Raw genomic sequence first — 22,073 nt, 5'->3', positions numbered from 1 at the left:
CCTCCCGGAAATATTCAGGGAGCTCCACCACCTGCAAAAAGGCAGTACGCTCCCTGTATCGTTGTCTTTATTAATCGCTGTTGTGTGTTTAGCTACCTTGTTTCAGTTTCTCAGCGTTCTCAGCAAACTGAAGGGCATCCACCATATCCTTGATTTCACCATTCATGAAAGCATCGAGGTTGTAAACGGTCATGCCTATACGATGATCTGTAACACGGCCCTGCGGATAGTTATAGGTACGGATTTTCGCGGAACGGTCGCCGGTAGACACGAGGCTCTTACGCTGGGAAGCGATGGCATCCTCATGTTTGCGGACTGCTGCCTCATAGATACGGGTACGCAGCATCTTCATGGCGATTTCGCGATTGGAGTGCTGGCTACGGCCTTCCTGGCATTCCACTACCACGCCGGTAGGGATGTGGGTAAGCCTTACCGCAGACTCGGTTTTGTTTACGTGCTGGCCACCTGCGCCGGAAGAACGGAAAGTATCCATTTTAATATCGGCTTCGCGGACGTCCACGTCCACTTCCTCGGCTTCGGGCAGCACCGCTACGGTAGCAGCAGATGTATGTACACGGCCGGCAGCTTCTGTGGCAGGCACACGCTGTACACGATGCACGCCGGATTCAAACTTCAGGATACCATATACGTCGTCACCGTTCACTTCTATCACCACCTCTTTAAAACCACCGGCAGAACCAGGGGTCTCATTCAGCAGGTTGGTGCTCCAGCCTTTGGTTTCGCAGAAACGCAGGTACATGCGCATCAGGTCACCGGCAAAGAGGCTGGCCTCATCACCACCGGTACCGGCACGTATTTCAAGGATGGCATTTTTCTCGTCCTGAGGATCTTTAGGGATCAGCAGGTTACGGATCAGCTCTTCCTGCTCCAGTTTCTGCTCCTGCAGCTCTTCTGTTTCGGCTTTGGCCAGTTCGCGCATCTCTTCGTCGCCACTGTCCAGCACTTCCTTGTTGAAGGCAATATTGTCCAACAGCTTCCGGTAGGCATCATATGCCTTCACGATCTTTTCCAGCTGCCGGTATTCCTTGCTAAGCTGGCCAAATTTTTTGTTGTCGCTCACTACCTCCGGGTTGGTCAGTGCCAGCGCCACCTGTTCAAAACGGCCTTTTATCGCTTCGAGTTTGTCTATCATAATTATCTTTGACTTTTGAGTATCCCCTCCTGAAAGACGGCAGATGATACTACTAATCGGGTTGCAAAATTAACACCATTCATTTAATTAAATATCAGGTTGTTGAAACAGATCAAATTAAAAGGAAAAGATATATTCGACGGCCAGCGTTTTCTGGGGCCCGGCCATGTGTTGATATTGGATGAAGACGGCGTAGTGACGGGCATTGTAGCGGAAAATACTGCCGGCGGCGATGTTCGGGAACTGGATGGCATCCTGTGCCCGGGGTTTGTAAATACCCACTGCCACCTGGAGCTTTCTCATATGAAAGGGGTGATACCCGAAAAAACGGGGCTGCCCGCTTTCCTCACCCGGGTGATGGAAAACCGCAACAGTGGCCATGATCAGGCTACCGCTATCGCGGAGGCCGAACAATCCATGTGGGAATCGGGCATTGCGGCGGTAGGGGATATCTGCAACAGTCCCGCTACGGTGGCCCAGAAACGCCACCAACGCCTTTATTACCATACTTTCGTGGAATGTATGGGAGTAGCGGAAACAAGCGCCCCATCCCGCTACCAATACAGCCTCGAAGTATTACAGGCCTTCCGGGAGATACCCGGGCACAGCGCTTCTATCGTGCCACATGCACCTTATTCTGTCAGCAGCGCGCTTTTTGGCCTGCTTGCGCAAACACCGCATAACACACCGGTAAGCATCCACAATCAGGAATGTGAGGCGGAAAATGAACTGTACCACACCAAAACCGGCGACTTTCTCCGGTTTTACGCCCATTTCGGGATGGACGCCGGCAGCTTCCAGGCAGCCGGTACCAACAGCCTGGAAGCCTACCTCCCCCGGTTTGCCCACAACAAAATATTGCTGGTACATAATACCTATACCACCGCCGCCGATATCCGGTTTGCCCAGCAACAGCCGGTGGAAACCTGGTGGTGCTTTTGTCCGCAAGCCAATTTGTATATTGAAGACCGGTTGCCCAACATTCCCCTGTTCCGGGATGCAGGATGCAACATCGCACTGGGTACCGACAGCCTGGCTTCTAACCACCACCTGTCTGTCTGGGAAGAAATAAAGACCATACAAGCCCACTACCCGGGCATACCGCTGGAAGAGCTGCTGCGCTGGGGAACCAGCAACGGCGCTAAAGCACTCGGCATCGAAAGCCGCTATGGCAGCTTCGGAGCAGGGATGCAGCCCGGCGTGGTACTGATTGCCAATGACACCAAACGTATTATTTAGATTTAACCATATGAATGATTTCCTGAACCAGGTCTTCCTGGACAATCCCGTTAGGGACTACCTCATCCTGATTGGCGTACTGCTCTTCGTATCTTTTGTCAAACGCTATGTATCCAAAGGGATGGCCGCCATCCTGTTCCGCCTGGTGCGCCACTGGTCGCCCCAGATAGAGGAAAAAGACTTTATTAACCTGCTGCTGCGGCCACTGGAGTACTTCCTGTTACTGGTCACTTTTATGCTGACCATCGACCGGTTCACCTTCCCCACGGTACTTAATGTGCATGTGTACAACAAAGCTACCCTGAAGGATATCACCGACACCCTGCTGTCACTGGCTTTCAGCATGAGCATCATCTGGATCATGCTGCGCCTGATCGATTTCATCGCGCTGGTACTGGAAAAGAAGGCTGATCTTACGGAAGACAAAACAGATAACCAGTTTATCGTCTTCTTCCGTGACTTCTTCAAGGCCATCGTCTTTATCATGGGCGCGATTGCCTTTATCAGGATACTTTTCGGCCCGTCGCTGGTAGAGAAGATCATCGCCGGCCTTGGTATCGGTGCGGCAGCCCTCGCCCTCGCTGCCAAAGAAAGCATCGAGAACCTGATCGGCTCCTTCATCATTTTCTTCGACAAACCATTCCGGGTAGGCGACAATGTAAAAGTGGACTCCTGGCAGGGCACTGTGGAGAAGATCGGGCTGCGCAGCACCCGTATCCGTACGCTGGAGAAGACCTTCGTAACCGTTCCTAACAAAAAAATGGTGGACAGCATTCTCGATAACCTGTCACTCCGCACGCAGCAACGCGTGGCCATGCGTCTTGAAATAGGCTCAGAAACGCCTGCCGACAAACTGCTGAAGGTACTGGACGACACCCGGAGCCTGCTGAAAAGTAACTCCAACATATTGCCAGGCTTCACCGTCAATCTGAACGATTTCACCAAAGACACCTACATCGTACAGGTCATATTCAATACTTATATCATTGATGGCACACAATATGCGTCCCTGCGGGAAAATGTGAACCTGGCTATCATACGGCTGCTGGCGGCCAATGACGTGAAGCTGCCTACCACCTCCACCAATGTAACATTTGGGAATTTAGATATTTAAATATTTGGCTATTGAGAGGCTGCCCGGGTTCATTTGAACTAATAAATATACCCCGGCTTACTTCAAATATCAAAATACCAAAATATCAAAATCCCTAAATGGAAAAGGCCCGTTGATGCAGTATCAACGGGCCTTTTCACGTAGAAGTTCTTTAATCAGTTATTCTTTTTCTTTCTTGGAGCTGTTCAGCAGGATGCGGGACAGATCACCTTCGATAGATTCTTTCGGAGTGCCTACGATACGGCCTACTTCGCTGCCATCACGGAAAACAATCACAGTAGGCAGTTTTTTCACTTTATAGTCAGTAGGAGCATCTGTCTGCATTCTCTGGTCAGCGCCAAACATCAGTACCTGATCTTCCGGGCTGCCGGCAGTGATCATTACTTTATACAGCTCAGGAACCACTTTGCGGCTGGTTTCATCCCAGGTGCCCATTACCACCACCAGATTGTAGTTGGTGCGATTGGCTTTAATGTAGTTGAGCATATTGTCGTTGGGCTGATAGCTGTTCACCCCTTTATAAAACCAATCGGTAGACTGATCCTTCATCAGGGATTTCATTTCAATTTTGCCTTTCATCACTTTATCGTTTCCATTCTGTGCCCAGGCCATTGTTGAAAAAAGCAGGCCGCCTCCCAGGAGTAATGTTTTCAAGCGCATAATCATGTTTTTATAATTGATCTTTCAGTTCGGTTAAAAAACCACGTACCTTCAGCAAAGCCTGTACCATTTCGAAATTCCGGGCTGCCAGTTTGAGATCTTCCTTCAATTTTTGTTTGGCCCCTTCGATGGTATATTTCCTTTCCCGCAGCAAATGGTAGATCAGTTTGAGGTGCTGGATGTCTTCCTGACGAAACAGCCGGTCCCCCTTTCTGTTCTTTTTGGGTTGAAGAATATCGAATTCATTTTCCCAATAACGTATCAGAGAAGTATTTACCCGGAACATGGCAGCTACCTCACTGATTGAATAATATTGCTTATCCAGCACTAATTTGTCCAACTCCATAATCAAGTCTGGGTCTTCCGATACCTCTTTCAATGATTTACGTCCCCGCTTTTTACCAGGCAGTCTGGGTACAACTATGGTCTTCTTCACTTTTGCTTTGACAGTGCCTCCCGCAGTATCCGGTACCGGGTGGGGAGTTCCAGGTGTGGAAAAGAGGTCTAACTGCTGCATAAATGGTAAAAAACGGTGAAAAATATTCTTTACGGGAATGAAGTTAAGCTTTTCATAGCAAGCTTGCAGCTTTTATCCTCCGGAAAAATATCATCTACCTGTTACAACACATTAAAACCTAAGCACTAACAGCGCCGGACATTAGTCGAAAGACTGGTTGCCGGACCTGGCCATCTTCAGCATGCGGTCAAATTGATCAGGAGTGAGGTCATTAAAGAAGAAGTACACCGGGTCAACTTTCTCCCCGTTTTTAATGACTTCGTAGTGGCAGTGCGGGCCGGTGGATTTACCGGTACTGCCTACCCAGCCCAGTACATCGCCACGTTTGACGGACTGGCCGGACTTCACCTTCATGCGGAGCATGTGGCCATATAACGTTTTATAACCATATCCGTGCCGTACGATCACGTGGTTACCGTATCCTACGTCGCTAAGGCTGGCTTCTTCCACAGTACCGTCGCCGGTAGCATAGATAGGCGTGCCGCTGGGCGCCGCAAAGTCAAGTCCCGCGTGGTATTTCATGGTCTTATAGATCGGATCGATGCGGTATCCAAAACCGGACGCAATGTGCTTCAGGTCTTTGTTGGCCACAGGCTGTATCGCCGGAATAGACGCCAACATCTGTTGTTTATTTTTCACGAGATTATCGATCTCGTCGTAAGATTTTTCCTGTGATTTAATACGGTTGGTCAGTTCTTTCAGCAAGATGCCGGTAGAAGCGATGATTTCGCTGCTGGCAAAGGATTGCAGCTGGGCAGCCTCCTCATCACGGTTGATTTTGCCCTCCCGTGCACTGTCGGGGATGGGAGAGGCTTCAAATATCACTCGGTAAATTTCATTGTCCCGCTCTTCCAGTGCTGTCAGTTTCCCTTTCACTTCTTTCATACGGCCCTGTAAAGCCTCATATCTTTCCTTCATCCCTTCCAGATCGCGGCGCAACGACTTCTCCTTCGGGGAATCTACCACCCGGTAGGCCACCGACAGAAAGATCGCCCCGGTAACGATGGCAGCAGATACAAACCCGAGTATCCTCAGGATCTTCACCCGCAGCGATACTACGAGCTTCTCATATTTTAATGTTTGGGTGTTGTAAAAATATTTAACCTTCTTCATGCACCGGGTGTACTTTAGGCTGGCTTACAGCTGTGAACGCTGTTTCAGCAATTTTATTTCATGAGGTCCAAACAAGCGGATGGCTGTTTTTGCGATATTTTCTGCCCACATTAACTTTTTTGCCGGGTAACACAACCTGTTTTGCATAATCATACAGGTTTCAATATTTTTGCACTCCCTGTAAACCGTCGGAAAATAAGGCGCACAAACCTAATGTAATTAGATTAAAACATCAACCTTTTGAATGTCAATTTTCTAACTACTTTATAATGGCTTGAAAAACAATACAGAAGCGCCTGTTTTTCGTTGTTACATGACAACAAAAATACATATTAACTCGCATCCATATTTATGACAGCATCTGAGATTAGACAGCAATTCCTGGATTTTTTTGCGTCAAAAGGACACCAGATCGTTCCTTCTGCCCCTATCGTGATCAAAAACGATCCCACCCTGATGTTCACCAACGCGGGCATGAACCAGTTCAAAGACTACTTTTTGGGCAACCAAACGCCCGCCCATACCCGGGTGGCGGACACGCAAAAATGCCTTCGCGTAAGCGGCAAGCATAACGACCTGGAAGAAGTAGGTATCGATACCTATCACCATACCATGTTTGAAATGCTGGGCAACTGGAGCTTTGGCGACTATTTTAAGAAAGAAGCCATCGCCTGGAGCTGGGAGCTGCTGACAGAAGTGTATAAAATCCCAAAAGACAAACTCTATGTCACTGTTTTTGAAGGAGATGCGAGCGAAAACCTGCCAAAAGACGAGGAAGCCTATAGCTTCTGGAAAGAACATGTTTCCGAAGACCGCATCCTGCTGGGCAACAAAAAAGACAACTTCTGGGAAATGGGAGACACCGGTCCATGCGGCCCCTGCTCCGAAATACACGTAGACTGCCGTCCTGATAATGAAAGAGCTGCTATAGACGGTAAAACACTCGTCAACGCAGACCATCCACAGGTGATCGAAATATGGAACAACGTATTCATGCAGTTCAACCGGCTGAAGGACAAGTCCCTCGAACCGCTGCCCGCCAAACATGTGGACACCGGCATGGGCTTCGAACGACTGGTACGCGTACTGCAAGGTAAAACCTCCAACTACGACACTGACGTGTTCATGGGCACTATCCATACCACCGAACAGCTCACCGGCAAAAAATACGAAGGCACCGATACCCGCAAAGACGTGGCTTTCCGCGTAATCGCTGACCATATCCGCGCCATTTCCTTCACTATTGCCGATGGTCAGCTGCCGTCCAACACCGGCGCCGGCTATGTGATCCGCCGCATCCTGCGCAGGGCCGTGCGTTACTACTTCTCCTTCCTCGATGTGAAGAAACCGTTGCTGCACGACCTGGTACCTGTACTGGCAGCCCAGTTCTCCCACGTATTCCCTGAACTGCAGCTGCAGGCAGACTTCGTGAAGAAAGTAGTGTTCGAAGAAGAGAACAACTTCCTGCGTACCCTCGAAAGCGGTATCCGCCGGATTGAAGACTTTATGCAACAACAGGCAGCCACCAAAGCCGTTGACGGCCAGACTGCCTTTGAATTATACGACACCTACGGTTTTCCATTCGACCTCACCACCCTCATCGCCTCCGAAAAAGGGTTTACGGTAGACGAGCCTGGCTTCGAAGCAGCGATGCAGCAGCAGAAAAACCGCTCCCGCGCCGCTACCGCCGTAGATGCCGGCGACTGGGTGATCCTCGACGAAACACCGGATTCCGTATTCATCGGCTACGAACAATTGGATAGTACCACCAAACTGCTGAAATACCGTACCGTAAAAGCCAAAGGTAAAGAGCAGTTCCAGCTGGTATTGGGCCAGACCCCTTTCTATGCAGAAAGCGGCGGCCAGGTAGGTGATACCGGCCTACTCCATTTTGATGATGAGATCATACACGTAACCGATACCAAAAAAGAAAATAACCTGATCATTCACTTCACTGATAAACTGCCCGCTAACCCGGCTGCCAAGGTGAAAGCGACAGTAGCCAAAGACCAGCGGCATAACACGGCCCGTCACCACTCCGCTACCCACCTGCTGCACGCCGCGCTGCGCCAGGTATTAGGTACACACGTGGCTCAGAAAGGCTCCCTGGTGAACGCTGAGAACCTGCGCTTCGACTTCTCCCACTTCGCGAAAGTAACGGATGAGGAACAAGCACAGATCGAAGCTATCGTCAACGACAAAATCCGCCAGAATATCCCGGTAGTGATCAAGGAACTGCCGAAAGAAGAAGCCCTCCAATTGGGCGCTATGGCTCTTTTCGGCGAAAAATATGGCGATGTGGTACGTGTGGTGATCATGGACCCGGCTTACAGCGTGGAGCTCTGCGGCGGTACGCACGTTGCCTCCACCGGCGAACTCGGACTGTTTAAGTTTGTATCAGAAGGGGCGGTAGCTGCCGGCGTACGCCGCGTGGAAGCCGTTACCGGCGCTAAAGCGGAAGCTTTCGTGAACGAACAGCTGCAACAACTCAAAGAGATCAAAAACACACTGAAAAACCCGAAAGAACTGGTAAAAACAGTGGAAACACTGGTACAGGACAAATCTTCCCTCGAAAAACAAGTGGAAGCCCTGGAACTGGAAAAAGTTCGCCAGCTCGCTGCCAGCCTGCGTGATCAGGCCCAGGACATCAACGGCGTCAACTTCCTCGGACAAGTGGTGAGCGTTAGCAACGCGGAAGGCCTTAAACAACTGGCCCTCCTGCTGAAAAACGATATCCCGAACCATGTACTGCTGTTTGCAGCCAATATCGGCGGCAAAGCCAGCGTAGCCCTTAGCATCGCAGATGAACTGGTGGCTGCCAAAGGCTGGGAAGCTCCCAAAATCATCAAGGAAAAGGTAGCTCCGCTGATCAAAGGCGGCGGCGGTGGCCAGAAATCCTTTGCCACTGCAGGCGGACAGGAAATAGACAAACTGGACCAGGTGATTGCTGCTGTGAAAGCCATCATCGGATAAATACATTTCACCTATAGACAGGAAGGCTGACCTTTTTGGGTCAGCCTTTTTTATGCTGTATCTTAGCCGTCGGGGACAAATTTTAACAATTCATCTAGTGACTGCCGTCACCTAACGGCCAGTTTTAACTTTTTCTTTCCTCCTGCCCCGGTTAATTTTGTAACACTCAAAAAATCAAACTGACTTATGAAAAACGTACTCAAAAATTTTACCCTGGCAGGCTTCAGTTGCCTCGCCGTGAGCGTGGCCGCCGCACAAAGTCCGGGCGCTTCAGCGAAAGATAAAATGGGCGAGTATGATGAAATCGTCATCAAAAACAAAAGTAACAAAGGTGGTAAAGTAACCGTGGAAATCAAAGACGGCGACATCCTATTAGACGGCCAAAAGATGGACCAGTACAACAATCCGGACATCTCCATTTTCCGCCGACGCATTACCCCGATGAATGGTAACAATTTCAGTTTTGACAACGGGTCTTCCCGGGATGAAATTCATCTCTTTAATGCTGATGGAGACGAAGGCGAAGAACTTCCCATTACCGGCAATAAAGCCGTATTGGGCGTTATCACCGAAAAAAACACTGCGGTAGGCGCCACCGTGAAATCCGTCGCCCCCGGCAGCCCCGCTGAAAAAGCTGGTATCAAAGTAGGAGACGCCATCACAAAAATCAATAATGAAGTCATCAACGAACCAAAAGCCCTGTTTGAAACCATAGGCCGCTTCAAACCCGGTGACAAAATAACGGTATCGTATACACGCAATAACAAACCAAACAAAGCAACGGTTACGCTGGATGAAAGAAAAGAAGATTCCTTTGGCGGCATCTTCAATGTACCTCGCAGAAGGAGCGAGCTGTTCACATTCCCCATGCCCCGTGGCAGACAAGGATTCGGTTTTGAAAGAGCAGATGAAGGCGTGAAACTCGGCATCCAGGTGCAGGACACCGATGACGACAACGGTGCACAGGTGATTAATATGGCCCCTGGCTCTCCTGCCGAGAAAGCAGGCTTCAAAGTCAATGACCTGATCACTGACATGGCCGGCAGCCCCGTAAAATCAGCGCACGACGTGGCAGAGATTTACCGCGCCAACCGCGACAAAGGGACTATAACGGCTACGATTAAACGAAATGGTCAGATACAGACCATTGACATCAAGGTCCCGAAAAAACTGCATACGGCCGACCTTTAAAACAAGACACTTTTTTCTTTTGGGTTTAATTATACAGACGGGAGGCTGACCATGCAGGTCAGCCTCTTCGTTTTTATCTCGTGGCCCAGGGCTTTAGCCCTGGGAAAGCTTTATTTCATGATTTTTTTCAGCAGTCCGAGTTTATTTTTAAACGGAGGGTATTTTACCGGCACATCCAGCCAGGTACCGGTTTTCAGCATCCCTTTGGCATGCGTGAACGTCTCAAAACTATACCGGCCATGGTACTGCCCCATACCGCTGAAACCCGCACCACCGAAAGGCAGCTCAGGATTGGTGAGGTGTACCAGCGCGTTGTTCACACAGCCACCGCCAAAGCGCACCTGCTCTATTAATGCATTCTCTGTTTTTTTGCTTTTGGTAAAGACATATAACGCCAGCGGATATGGGTTTTTCTTAATTGCCTGTATGGCCTGTGGCAATGTTTCAAAAGTCAGGATGGGCAACACCGGACCAAAGATTTCCTCCTGCATCACGGGATCGTCCCATTCCACGTCTTCCAGCAGGGTAGGAGCGATATATCGCTGATCACGGTCTGTCTGTCCCCCATAGAGGATATGTCCTTCTTTCAGATAGGCAGCCACCACATCAAAGCGGCGGGTATTGATCATCCGGGCATAGTCGTTGCTGGCAGCGGGATTTTCACCAAAAAACTCCACAATGGCCGCTTTCAGCGCTGCTGTCAGCTCTTCTTTTACGTTATGATGTACCAGCAGGTAATCCGGCGCCACGCAGGTTTGTCCGGCATTCCAGAATTTGGACCAGACAATTCGTTTAGCCGCCACCTTTATATTCACTTTTTCATCTACTATACAAGGGGATTTACCGCCCAGTTCCAGCGTAACCGGCGTGAGGTGCGGTACCGCCATCTCCATGATTTTTTTGCCCACGGGAATACTGCCGGTAAAAAACACATGATCGAAGCGGAAAGCCATCAATGCCGGGATAACGGTACTGCCATCTCCTTCCACCACGCTGATATAAGCCGGTTCAAATGTCTCCCTGATCAGATCGGCGATCACCGCTGCCGTATGTGGCGCCAGTTCAGAAGGCTTCAGAATGGCGCAGTTGCCACCCGCGATAGCACCTACCAGCGGGCTGAGCTGAAGCATAAAAGGATAATTCCAGGGCGCTATGATCAGCGTAAGTCCCAATGGTTCACGGTATACACGGCTGCTGCTGGGATAGGTCACAAAGGGGGAAGTCACCACCTCCGGCTCCATCCATTGTTTCAGATTGGCCGCTATATAAGCAATCTCTTCATACAGGAAGCCCACTTCGCTGCTATAGGCCTCCAGCGGGTGTTTGTTGAGGTCCAGCTTCAACGCTTCGAGGATACGGGGCTCATACCGCTGAATCGCTTTCTTCAGTTTTTGCAGCATCGCTTTTCTGAAGGCATAGGGGCGGGTAACACCGGAATCGAAATAATCATGCTGGGCATTGTACAGCTGACTTATCTGGGCATTGCTGATCATAGGGTAAAATTTAACCTTTATCTGTCTCAAGTTAGGCATTTCCAGGCATGAAATAGGTCGGAAACCCAGCATTATTTGAATATATTTGCGATAATCAGTACGGATTATGAGCGATATCTATAGCAAATATGAAACAGTGATAGGGCTGGAAGTGCATGCCCAGCTGCTCACCGACAGCAAACTGTTCTGCAGTGACAGTGCTGCCTTTGGCGGGGCGCCCAACACACATATCAGCGCCATTTCCCTGGCCCATCCCGGCACATTGCCCCGGATGAACCGCAAAGCAGCCGAATATGCCATCAAACTGGGTCTCGCCTGCCATTGCGAAATAGAAAAGGATAATTACTTCGCCCGTAAGAACTATTTCTATCCCGACCTGCCCAAAGGGTACCAGGTATCTCAACATACCGCTCCTATCTGCAAAGGTGGATATGTGCCGGTAGTCACCGATGCCGGCAGCCGGCAGATTCAGCTCAACCGTATCCATCTCGAAGAGGATGCCGGTAAGCTCCTGCATGACCAGGACCCCACCAACAGCTATGTGGACTACAACCGCGCCGGCGTACCCCTCGTGGAAATCGTGAGCGAGCCTGACATGCACACCAGCGACGAAGCCTACGCTTACCTGACCGAACTGCGGCGGCTCGTACGTTACCTCGGCGTATGCGACGGGAACATGGAAGAAGGCAGCATGCGCTGCGACGCCAACATCTCGGTACGCATCAAAGGCACTACCACATTGGGTACCAAAGTGGAAGTAAAAAACATGAACTCCATCCGCAACGTAAAACGGGCCATCGATAACGAAGTAAAAAGACAGATAGACCTGCTGGAAGCCGGCGGCACCCTGATACAGGAAACCCGCAGCTTTGAGGCAGCTACCGGTAGCTCCTTCTCCCTGCGCTCCAAAGAAGAAGCTAACGACTATCGTTACTTTCCGGAGCCGGACCTGGCGCCATTCCACCTCACCGACGAGTTTATCGCCGCCATCAGGGCCACATTGCCCGCTTTGCCGGAAGAATTGATCCAAAAATACATCACGGTGTACGGACTACCGGAATATGATGCACGTGTGATCTGCGATGACAAAGGCACCGCAGATTATTTTGAAAGTCTTACCGCCGTCACTACACAATATAAAGCCGCCGCCAACTGGATGCTGGGCCCTGTGAAATCATGGCTCAACGAACATTCGGCAGACATCTCCCGGTTCCCGGTCACCCCGGCAGCCCTGGCAGCGCTTATCCATCTCACAGACAGCGGGAAAATAAGCTTCTCCATCGCTTCCTCAAGGATATTGCCGGAGATGATTACCGCTACCACCGAAGACCCGCTGGCCATCGCCACCCGGCTCAATCTCCTGCAAGACACCAACGCCGACAATATCAGCCCCATCATCGATGAGGTGCTGGCTAAATACCCGGATAAGGTAGCCGCCTTCCGCGGTGGCAAAAAAGGCCTGATGTCGCTGTTTGTAGGGGAAGTCATGAAACTGTCCAAAGGCAAGGCTGATCCACGGCTTACCAACGAGTTGCTGGCAGAAAAACTGAAAGGATAGGCCGCTTTGAAGATATTTAGCTAATATTGACAGTTGATAGGCTCAGAAAACGATAAAAAATCAGTAGCATGAAAAAATACTTATTGTGGATGTCCGTAGCCGCCTTCCTGGCCGGATGTGCCGGACAAACGGAAAAGGGAGAGTTTAAAATCGAAGGACATTTTACCAATCTTCCCCTCGGACCTGTAGTACTGGAAGAACTCACGCTGGACAACCTGAAAGTGGTGGATTCCACCAGCGTAAAAGATGCCAGCGGTAAATTTACCCTGAAAGGTATGGTGCCTGAACAAGGTCTCTACCGTATCCGTTTTGATAATGGCAAATTCATCCTGCTCTCTCTCGATGCAGGCGATATGAAACTCGAAGGGGATGTCAACAATCTCGATGCCCTGAAAGTAAGCGGCTCCGAAGCTACTTCCGAACTACAGCAGTTCCTGCAGGATATCAGCAAACAATCCATCGCCCTGACAGAAGAAATGCGCAAGGTGGACAGCCTGCACGGCGCAAAAGTGCCGGACAGCGTATTCCAGCCTCAGCTGACCGCTATCCAGAAAAAAGAAAAAGATTTCGAACAGGAATTCTTTAACATGGCTGAAAAAACAAAAAATCCGGCCAACGCCGTATTTGCTATCAGCCAGGTAAGAAACCCGGAAGAGATCATCTCCCATAAACAAATCATCACCGGTTTAACTACCCGGTTCCCGAAAAATATTTTAGTAAAAAGCATGACCGACAAAATCGCGGAGCTGGAAAAAAACAACCAGTTGAGCAATGGTGATGCAGCCGGCGGCGGAGACGAAGAAGCAACTGCCGTAAAAGTAGGCATGGAAGCTCCTGATTTCACCCTTCCGGACCCTAACGGTAAAATGATCAGCCTGAAATCCATGCGTGGTAAATATGTGCTGCTCGATTTCTGGGCCAGCTGGTGTGGTCCCTGCCGCGAAGAAAACCCGAACGTGGTAAAAGCCTACCAGCAGTTCAAAAACAAAAACTTCACGGTCTTAGGTGTATCGCTGGACAAAACCAAAGATCAATGGCTGGCGGCTATCGCTAAAGACGGCCTCACCTGGAATCATGTGAGCGACCTGAAGTTCTGGGATTCTTCTGTAGTGCCACTGTATGGCATCAACGCTATCCCGACCAACTTCCTGATCGATCCTCAGGGCAAAGTGATCGCCAGCAACCTCAGAGGCGATGAACTGATAGCTAAACTGAAAGCAGTACTGAAATAATATCTTCTGATAATATTGATCAATGCAAAGGGCTGGCCTTAAAACGGGCCAGCCCTTTGTGTTTGTAACAGATGTCAGGAGTACCAACGATATCACCGGAAAGTGTAATAAAAAAACAGGCTGACCAATAATGGTCAGCCTGTCAGCTTTATGAAAAGAGGTGCTTTTGATTATTCATCCCACCATACTGGTTTCAGGATATCATTTACACGTATTGTATTTGGATTGTACAGACGTTCGTTGATATCAGTGGGGAAACGACGGGGGATAGCCGGTTTGTTCAACACGTTCTCAGGATTCGGGGTGAGTACCGGGAATCCTGTACGGCGCCAGTCGGCATATGATTCAATCTGTGCAAACAGCGCAACATACTTCTGGTTCATGATTTTCTCCAGGGTAATGGTGGCATCTGTTTCGCTGGCATAAGCAGTTACGAAAGCGGCAGGTGCATCTTTACCAGTAGCGATTTTAACGTGTGTTAACACCGCTTCATTATGAGCTGCTGCTGCTTCAGCTTTTTTACCCAGGATGAGGTTAGCTTCAGCTTTGATAAAGAGTGCTTCTACATAACCCACCAAAGTGATAGGAGCAGTCTGACCTGTCATATAAGAACCAATTCCGGAAGCAGCCAGATCTTCAGAGCTGGGAGCCGCACCTCTATAAACACCATTTTTGTCTTTGTCTGCATATACGCTAAGACGGGGATCATTGCTGGCATTCATCATGTTGATCAACTGAGCACCTACTCTGAGTAAGGCGGCACGGCCCAGCTTAAACTGATACCACTGGTTGTTTTCGTTGGTAGAAGTACCATATACAGTACGAAGATCACCAACATTTGTTACATGTGTCAATGCAGCTAATGCCTGGGTCGCTGCGTCACTCGCATTCTTTTTAGACAAATGGATAGCAAATCTTGCTTTCAGTATGTAAGCAGTATTTGTCCAGCTGTCCAGGTCTCCTTCGAAGAAGAAATCGTTCGCGCCTACTTCCCGGATATCCGGTTTGCTTTCTTTCAGAGCAGTAATACCCTCGTCTAACAAAGACTGTATATAAGCATACACATCTTTCTGTGCTGCATATTTTGGAGTAAAGTTACCGGTAATGATCCCCATACCAGCTTCCTGGGCCGGAATATCACCCCATAAATCAGTAGCAACACCGAGCGCCATTGCTTTCACGATCAGCGCGATTCCCTTGTTATGAGAGTTCCCGTTGCTGTAATTGGCAACGATATCATTACAAGGCTGTATGATGTTGTTGAAGATATTATTCCAATCATTGGAGTTATCTCCTTCCTTGATATCATACGTATCGTAAGCCAGCATCTGATCGGCGGTACCACCCAACTGCTGGGTTAAAATGGCTGCAGCGCGTGCAGGCGTTCCTGTATAAACTGACATCAATCCCAGTTCCGCACCGGAGAGCACTAATGGCCCCGTGGCTTTGGTCGTGTTATTGGGAGAGGTTTCATACCCGTCTACAAACTTGCTGCAGGAAGTAGCAAGCATGACGCAGGGCAATGTTAATGCTATGATGACTTTTTTCATTATCTCGTTATTAGTATTACCAAATTTAGTATCGCTAAAAATCTCACTTTGTTACTTTATTATAAGCCCACTTTCAAACCAACTGCGTAAGATTTGGTGCCGGGGTTATTAAAGTAGTCAAATCCAGTCAGGTTGGAACCTGCACCAGTCAGGCTGGTTTCAGGATCTACACCAGGATATTTGGTAGATAACCACAGGTTACGGCCAGAAGCGGTGAGCTCAACAAAACGAAGTATTTTCTGTCCTTTGAAATTCCAGCGGTAAGACAGCGATACTTCTCTCAAACGTACCCAGGAACCATCGAAAACAGCGTTCTCAGTTGCAGAACCGGCGCCGTCACCGAGGTAAGTTTTGAAATATTTTTCTGCAGAAACCTCTTTGGTGTTAGGCACCATTTTACCAGTACCATCATCAGTTACACCAGGAATAAGGTAAGTTCTTTCCCTGTCAGCAGATTCAGCGGTCCTGCCCAATTGGTGCATTCTCGCAATAGTACCGTTCCAGATTTTACCACCCTGACGGATATCGAAGAGAACACCCAGTGTGATGCCTTTATAGTTGAAAGTGGATCTTGCACCAGCAGTCCAGTCCGGGAACGGATTACCGATGTTACCACGTTCATCAGCTACGATTGGCAGGCCGTTCGCACCAATGATCAGCTCTCCTTTGTCTGTACGTTTCCATTTGGAAGCATAAAGCGCACCATAAGGCTGGCCCACAATAGCGAAGGAACCGATAGAAGCAAAAGCAGGTTCAACATCAATTTCCTTAACGTCTGGTCCTAACTCCAATACTTCGTTTTTGTTTCTGGTAAAGTTGATGTTCACGCCCCAGTTGAAGTCCTTGGAACGGATCACATCACCGGAAAGGGCGATTTCCCATCCTTTGTTTACCATTGAGCCTGTGTTGGCCAGTATTTTCTGGAATCCGGAAGAACCAGCCAGTGGTTTGGATACCAGCAAGTCAGAAGTTTTCTTGTTGTAGTAAGTTGCTTCAATGCCGATACGGCCATCAAACAGTTTTACATCCAAACCAACTTCTTTTTCAAGAGCGGACTGTGCTTTCAGACCCGGGTTGCCGAAAACGTTGTTGTAAATGAAACCGGTCTGACCTTTGTATGGGAAAGAGTTACCATCGGTAAAGCCATCAGCAAAGAAAGGCTTTACATAATAAGTCTTGGTAGAATATGCCGTAGGGGCCAGACCACCACGGGCAATGGCTCCTCTCAGTTTACCGTAGCTCAGGATGCTGTTCTTCGGCAGCAAATCTGTAAACACGAATGATGCGTTCACTGAAGGGTAGAAGAAGTTGTTTTTTACCTTATCAGAGAAAGTGGAAGCCCACTCATTACGACCGGTAGTACCTATGAAAACAATGTTTTTATACCCAAACTGTACGTCGTAGAACAATGCGGAAGAGCGCTGGAAAGTGAGCGTTTCGTCAGCATACAGTGTGGAAGCATTGCCCAGGTTGTTATAGTTCTGCATAGCCAGGTCTGTACCACGGCCGTATAAGGACTGTAAACTTGTCTGGGTCAGGTTACCACCAACGTTAGCAGTAATAGAGTATTTCTCGTTAAATTCTTTGTGGCCGCTCAGGATCAGGTCAGAATAATACTGCCTGCTTCTGATAGTGTTCTCTTCGATCATACCACCGGGGTTGTTGTTGGAACCCACGGTAAACACCTGTTTTCTGCCATCAGAGTAGATGTCAGCACCTAATTTATAGGTGGCTTTCAGCCAGTTGTTGATTTCGAAATTAGCGCCGATATTACCTACAAAGCGGTCAATTTTATCTTTGAACGGGTTGAATTCTGTTGTCCAATACGGGTTATCGTAAGGGCTGTAGAAGTTTCTGTTGGTACCGTCGTCTTTGTTCACATAATCTTTCAGGTTATAGGTCACAGGAGTTCTCATCAATGGTAACATCACACCGGAGGTATTGCTACCATTCTGCGCTTTGGTGCCTTCTGTAGCAGTATAGCTCATAGAAGCATTCACAGTCAGTCGTTGTGTAACTTTTGAATCGAAGTTAGCGCGAACAGCTGTACGGTAGAAGTTGGTGTTGGGAACAATACCGCTCTGGTCTGTACGCGCCAGGGAGATGCGGTAGGTAGACACCTCATTTCCGCCTGTGGCAGAGATATTGTGTGTATAGTTGGTACCTGTACGGAAGAAGTCTTTGGTATTGTTATAAACCTTAACACCAGGCAGGGAGCTGATTTTAGGGCCCCAGCTGGCAACGGCAGCTTTTACACCAGGTGTATAGTTAGGTTGATAAACAGGTACTCCATTCTCATCGAAGGTTCCTTGTGCATAAATATTTTGTTCTTTAGGCAGCTGGCTTACTTTATCAAAAGCGGCGTTAAAGTCATAGGTAACACGCACGCCACCGGCTTTACCTCTTTTGGTGGTATACACGATAGCACCATTACCTGCGCGGGCGCCATACAGAGCGGCGGCAGAGGGGCCTTTCAGTACAGTCACAGAAGCGATATCATCAGGGTTGATATCCAATGCACGGTTAGAGTTGTTTACACCAGCCAGGTTGGCGTTGTACGGATAAGTCAACGCTACAGTGGAGTTGGTAGAGTTGTCGATAGGCACACCATCAATTACGATCAGCGGCTGGTTATCTCCGGTGAAGGTGGAGTTACCACGGATCAGGATTTTGGCGGAAGCACCAGGAGTACCACCGGAACCAATTACCTGAACACCTACAGCTTTGGAAGACAGTGACTCGATGATGTTGTTTTCACCGGCACGTACCAGGTCTTCGCCTTTCACCGACTGTACGGCATAACCCAGGCTTTTCTTTTCCCTGGTAATACCCAACGCGGTTACAACCACCTCGTTGAGCTGTTTCTTATCTTCTTCCAGGGAGATGTCCACTACAGTTTGATCACCTACTACCACTTCCTGAGCAGTGTAGCCGATAAATGAAAACACCAACGTAGTACCGTTGGCTACCTGGAGTTTGTAAGTACCGGTTGGTCCGGTGGAAGTACCGGTACCTTTACCTTTGACAGCCACGGAAACTCCTGGTATCGGAGAATTGCCCTTGCTGTCTTTTACCGTACCTGTAATCGTTCGCGTCTGCGCAGCAGCATGCATGACGCTAATGGCCACGAGCAGCCACAAGAGTAGTCCTCTTTTCATAAGCAATTTAGATTTGATAAATATTTCAGTTAACCTAAAACACAGGGTCGTTGGATTACTAGGTGCTTAACATCATTCCGGGAAAACGCAGGTGGCATACTAGCTGTTTAATTACACGATACTAGAGTAGGTGCACTATTCCACAGCATAGGATTCTAACGCATCATAAGCAAAGCCTGTAAGTAACGGGTTACAACATCACACAGTTCAGATTTTAATTCTTAATTCAGATTTGGTATTAATACGAATTCAGATTTTGATTTTCGTTTAAAATGTTAATTTTTGTTTAAAAACGGACACAAGATATAAAAACAAAAAAATATTTCCTACAAGGCGAAGGTAATATTTTTAACAAATCAGTTTAACGCTAAATAATTCTTGATAAGTTAACCTGCTTATATACCAACGTGAAACGCGCCACCCATAAGGATGACGCGTTCCTGTTAATTGTTTTTACCCCCATTGTCAGGGCTTGGATAAAGTGGTAACATTGTTGCCAAAGCTTCCTTCATCCACATCGGTCGTAACATTCAGTACAATAGTGGTATTACAGGGGTTGATCTGGCCTGTACCGGAAACCGTCAGATTGTGAAATCCCTGAAAGAGATTTGCAATTTTTTGTTTAGCGATAGTAAACTGGTAACTAGCCTTGTCAAACTTGGCTGTCATGGCCACCCCTGCCAGACCTGCCCACCCGGTGAAAGTGAATACAGTGCTGTCCGAATTAACAGATACGGTCACCGGATAAGTGCCTTCTGTAACACCAGGATCATCTACTGTCATACTACCCAGATAAGTCTTTACGGTCAACGGGCACACCTTTGTATAGGTCAGTATCCGGTTCAAACCCGCTGCATTCAGTACATCGGAACCATAAGGACGCAGGAATTTTTTGGTGCCGTCTGACAACGTAACGGTATCTCCAAATCCATGTATCTGGCTACCATCATTCATGGTGAAATTGGTGGTCACTTCAAAAAAATCGCCCGCTTTAAGCGCATTGGCGCCGAGGCCAAACAGCTGCATCAGCTGCGTTCCGGTCATGGTCACTGTAGTCGGTAATGAGCCAATGCCCCCTTGTAATACTTTCACATTGTTGTATTTTCCGTTCATCGCCACCACGACATCTGTCGCTTTAGGCTGCGTACCGGACGGAAAATACAGGGCCACGTTGAAGGCTGTACTAAAATCAGGCAGATTGTCTGACTGGATCAGGAGGGCTTTGCTTTTATCCTGCGTTAACTGCGGGACCTGGCGAGTGGTAATGTCATCCGGCAGCTTCGGGTTATCATTCTTCCGACAAGCATAAAAAATCACCACGCCAACCGCCAACATTGTTATATAGATAATCTTATTCTTCATACTTACATTTTTTTGTACCGTGAATGTGGAAGTTATTTATCCCAGAATACAGGCGTTACGTCAGGGCGCTTCTGTGCCGGGGCATTCGGGTTTACCTGTATGTCAACATTGGGCCAGGGCAGTGAAAGCGGATAGTTTCTGCCCAGCGCAACAGGCACCTTCGCCTGCGGAGGCGGCAGCGTAGGATTACCCAGGAGAGGAGGCTGCGCAAAGCCGCCGGGAGCCATGGTCGGATCATTCGGATTAAACAGTATCGGGAAGCCTGTACGGCGGTAATCCGAATAAGCATCGCCACTAAAACCAAAGGCTTGTATCCATTTTTGTGTGACAATCACCTCCAGCTTGTCTTTGGCAGAGGCTCTGCCATCATATACTCCCAGGATACTATTACGGTAGTTAGTAGCACCAGTACCTACAATGGTTGGTACATTCTGTGCCCCCTTAGCAAGATTGGCAACAAAATCCACCTGTTTGAAAGACTCATCGATAGCATCAGATAATTTCTGGCGGGCATCTCCTGCCAGCGCACCGGCATTTATCAGCTCCGCTTCTATGTAAAGCACATCAGCGTAGGTAAGCAGCCTTAATGGCGCGGCACCGGTACCACTGCCAGCTGTCACCGTTATTGCATCACCCACATCATAGCGACCGCCAACAGGATACAACCCGAATACTGTCATACTGTTATCCTGCGAAGCATTTCTATTCGTACCAGTAGACCCGAAATAGATGGAAATAAAGGCGGAATCACGATATTCAGTAGGGTTCTGGGAACCTCCAGCTTTAGAATTCTGATTGTAGAAGTAATACGGAATTCGGGGATCCTTAATACCGGTAAACAGCCGCGGGTTATAGCCCTTCATGATTTCATAAAACCAGGGACTGATATAATGTGATTTCTGGGTCGCGTAATACTCACTGAATCCCGGATTTCTGTCGTCCGGAGCTACCTGTGAACCATACTTCAGCATAAACCCTTCACTCGTTTGGCTGATCAGGTTACCGCCGCTCACCAACTGGCTTACGGGACCGGACACGTCTTGCACCAACCGCACCTGGTTGTACAATTTCAATTTGAGGCTATTGGCAAACCGGATCCACTTTTTCACATCACCGCCATAAAACAAATCGTCTTTACCAGGCTCCAACAAACCATTCGGGGCCTGCAGGTCCGCGATCGCCGCATCAATCAGCGGGAATAACTGCTTATAAATATCAGCACCTTTGTCATATTTCGGATAGCGCACACCGTTAGACGCAAATTGATTGGCTTCTGAAAAAGGAACATCTGCAAAAGCATCCACAAACTGACTGAAACCATACGCTTTCAGCAGCTTGCCAATACCGGCATAATGGCGATAACCATTCGCAGTAGCCTGCGTAATCAATACATTCACGTTTTCCAACATCCCTATATAGTCAGGAAGACCACTCACCGTCTGTGAGCTATAGAAGTCTGACCACGCATTGTTAATATCGAACTGTGAGCCGGTGGCACCATACTGGTCCTGATCTTCCCTTACCACTATCTGATGCACGTATACAGACAGTACTTCTGTAAGTCCCCTTGCACCACGGGCATCGTTGGTAAATCCCATATCATATGCCAACCCTTGTTCTGCTCCTGTTAGTAATAAATTTAAAGATGCCGTGGAAGGGTTATTAGGATCTTTGTTGATATCCAGAAACCCTTTTGTACATCCCGTCACGACAACGAGCGTAACCAAAATTATACTGCTTAGTCTTTTCATCGGTTCAAT

15 protein-coding genes are annotated in these 22,073 nt (G+C 48.5%); 6 read left to right on the top strand and 9 right to left on the bottom strand.

What is annotated here, in order from left to right:
- Positions 1 to 88: 88 nt before the first annotated feature.
- Positions 89 to 1,153, bottom strand: coding sequence for a peptide chain release factor 1 (prfA, locus tag HHL17_RS04715; RefSeq protein WP_169223614.1), 1,065 nt, complete (start codon positions 1,151 to 1,153; stop codon positions 89 to 91).
- Between the two features lie 102 nt (positions 1,154 to 1,255).
- On the opposite strand from prfA, the gene HHL17_RS04710 reads away from it, so the two are divergent.
- Positions 1,256 to 2,392, top strand: a complete 1,137-nt coding sequence (locus HHL17_RS04710) for an amidohydrolase family protein (protein WP_169223613.1) — start codon at positions 1,256 to 1,258, stop codon at positions 2,390 to 2,392.
- 10 nt (positions 2,393 to 2,402) lie between these two features.
- On the top strand, positions 2,403 to 3,506 hold the full coding sequence (locus tag HHL17_RS04705; RefSeq protein WP_169223612.1) for a mechanosensitive ion channel family protein: 1,104 nt from the start codon (positions 2,403 to 2,405) through the stop codon (positions 3,504 to 3,506).
- A gap of 159 nt (positions 3,507 to 3,665) precedes the next feature.
- On the opposite strand, the gene HHL17_RS04700 is transcribed toward HHL17_RS04705, so the two are convergent.
- The 3 genes from HHL17_RS04700 to HHL17_RS04690 all read right to left on the bottom strand — a co-directional run bounded on the left by HHL17_RS04700 (position 3,666) and on the right by HHL17_RS04690 (position 5,796).
- A complete protein-coding gene (locus tag HHL17_RS04700) occupies positions 3,666 to 4,160 on the bottom strand; it encodes a thioredoxin family protein (protein WP_169223611.1) in 495 nt (164 codons plus the stop codon).
- 16 nt (positions 4,161 to 4,176) lie between these two features.
- Positions 4,177 to 4,683, bottom strand: a complete 507-nt coding sequence (locus HHL17_RS04695) for a MerR family transcriptional regulator (protein ID WP_240975090.1) — start codon at positions 4,681 to 4,683, stop codon at positions 4,177 to 4,179.
- Positions 4,684 to 4,824: 141 nt separating this feature from the next.
- Positions 4,825 to 5,796 (bottom strand): peptidoglycan DD-metalloendopeptidase family protein, encoded by a 972-nt coding sequence (locus tag HHL17_RS04690; protein ID WP_169223610.1) that lies wholly within the window; start codon positions 5,794 to 5,796, stop codon positions 4,825 to 4,827.
- Between the two features lie 351 nt (positions 5,797 to 6,147).
- Here HHL17_RS04690 and alaS point away from each other — a divergent pair, with 351 nt between their 5' ends.
- Positions 6,148 to 8,769, top strand: a complete 2,622-nt coding sequence (alaS, locus tag HHL17_RS04685) for an alanine--tRNA ligase (RefSeq protein WP_169223609.1) — start codon at positions 6,148 to 6,150, stop codon at positions 8,767 to 8,769.
- 186 nt (positions 8,770 to 8,955) lie between these two features.
- Complete coding sequence (locus HHL17_RS04680; protein WP_169223608.1) at positions 8,956 to 9,960, top strand: PDZ domain-containing protein; 1,005 nt, start codon at positions 8,956 to 8,958, stop codon at positions 9,958 to 9,960.
- Positions 9,961 to 10,070: 110 nt separating this feature from the next.
- On the opposite strand, the gene HHL17_RS04675 is transcribed toward HHL17_RS04680, so the two are convergent.
- Positions 10,071 to 11,453, bottom strand: coding sequence for an aldehyde dehydrogenase (locus HHL17_RS04675; protein WP_169223607.1), 1,383 nt, complete (start codon positions 11,451 to 11,453; stop codon positions 10,071 to 10,073).
- A 106-nt stretch (positions 11,454 to 11,559) separates the two neighbouring features.
- Here HHL17_RS04675 and gatB point away from each other — a divergent pair, with 106 nt between their 5' ends.
- Both gatB and HHL17_RS04665 read left to right on the top strand, forming a co-directional pair.
- Positions 11,560 to 13,011 carry an Asp-tRNA(Asn)/Glu-tRNA(Gln) amidotransferase subunit GatB gene (gene gatB / locus HHL17_RS04670; RefSeq protein WP_169223606.1) on the top strand — a complete coding sequence of 484 codons (1,452 nt, stop codon included), beginning with the start codon at positions 11,560 to 11,562 and terminating at the stop codon, positions 13,009 to 13,011.
- 68 nt (positions 13,012 to 13,079) lie between these two features.
- Positions 13,080 to 14,243: a TlpA disulfide reductase family protein gene (locus tag HHL17_RS04665; RefSeq protein ID WP_169223605.1), complete on the top strand. Its 1,164-nt coding sequence runs from the start codon at positions 13,080 to 13,082 to the stop codon at positions 14,241 to 14,243.
- A 170-nt stretch (positions 14,244 to 14,413) separates the two neighbouring features.
- On the opposite strand, the gene HHL17_RS04660 is transcribed toward HHL17_RS04665, so the two are convergent.
- From HHL17_RS04660 to HHL17_RS04645, 4 genes are all read right to left on the bottom strand, one after another.
- Positions 14,414 to 15,793, bottom strand: coding sequence for a SusD/RagB family nutrient-binding outer membrane lipoprotein (locus HHL17_RS04660; RefSeq protein WP_169223604.1), 1,380 nt, complete (start codon positions 15,791 to 15,793; stop codon positions 14,414 to 14,416).
- A 59-nt stretch (positions 15,794 to 15,852) separates the two neighbouring features.
- On the bottom strand, positions 15,853 to 18,951 hold the full coding sequence (locus tag HHL17_RS04655) for a SusC/RagA family TonB-linked outer membrane protein (RefSeq protein WP_169223603.1): 3,099 nt from the start codon (positions 18,949 to 18,951) through the stop codon (positions 15,853 to 15,855).
- A 465-nt stretch (positions 18,952 to 19,416) separates the two neighbouring features.
- Positions 19,417 to 20,313: a hypothetical protein gene (locus HHL17_RS04650; RefSeq protein ID WP_169223602.1), complete on the bottom strand. Its 897-nt coding sequence runs from the start codon at positions 20,311 to 20,313 to the stop codon at positions 19,417 to 19,419.
- A gap of 32 nt (positions 20,314 to 20,345) precedes the next feature.
- Positions 20,346 to 22,064, bottom strand: coding sequence for a SusD/RagB family nutrient-binding outer membrane lipoprotein (locus HHL17_RS04645; protein WP_169223601.1), 1,719 nt, complete (start codon positions 22,062 to 22,064; stop codon positions 20,346 to 20,348).
- Between the last annotated feature and the right edge of the window lie 9 nt (positions 22,065 to 22,073).

The sequence above is a fragment of the Chitinophaga fulva genome (assembly GCF_012927205.1).
GTDB classification, from domain to species: domain Bacteria; phylum Bacteroidota; class Bacteroidia; order Chitinophagales; family Chitinophagaceae; genus Chitinophaga; species Chitinophaga fulva.
This window is presented reverse-complemented; position numbering and strand designations above follow the sequence as displayed.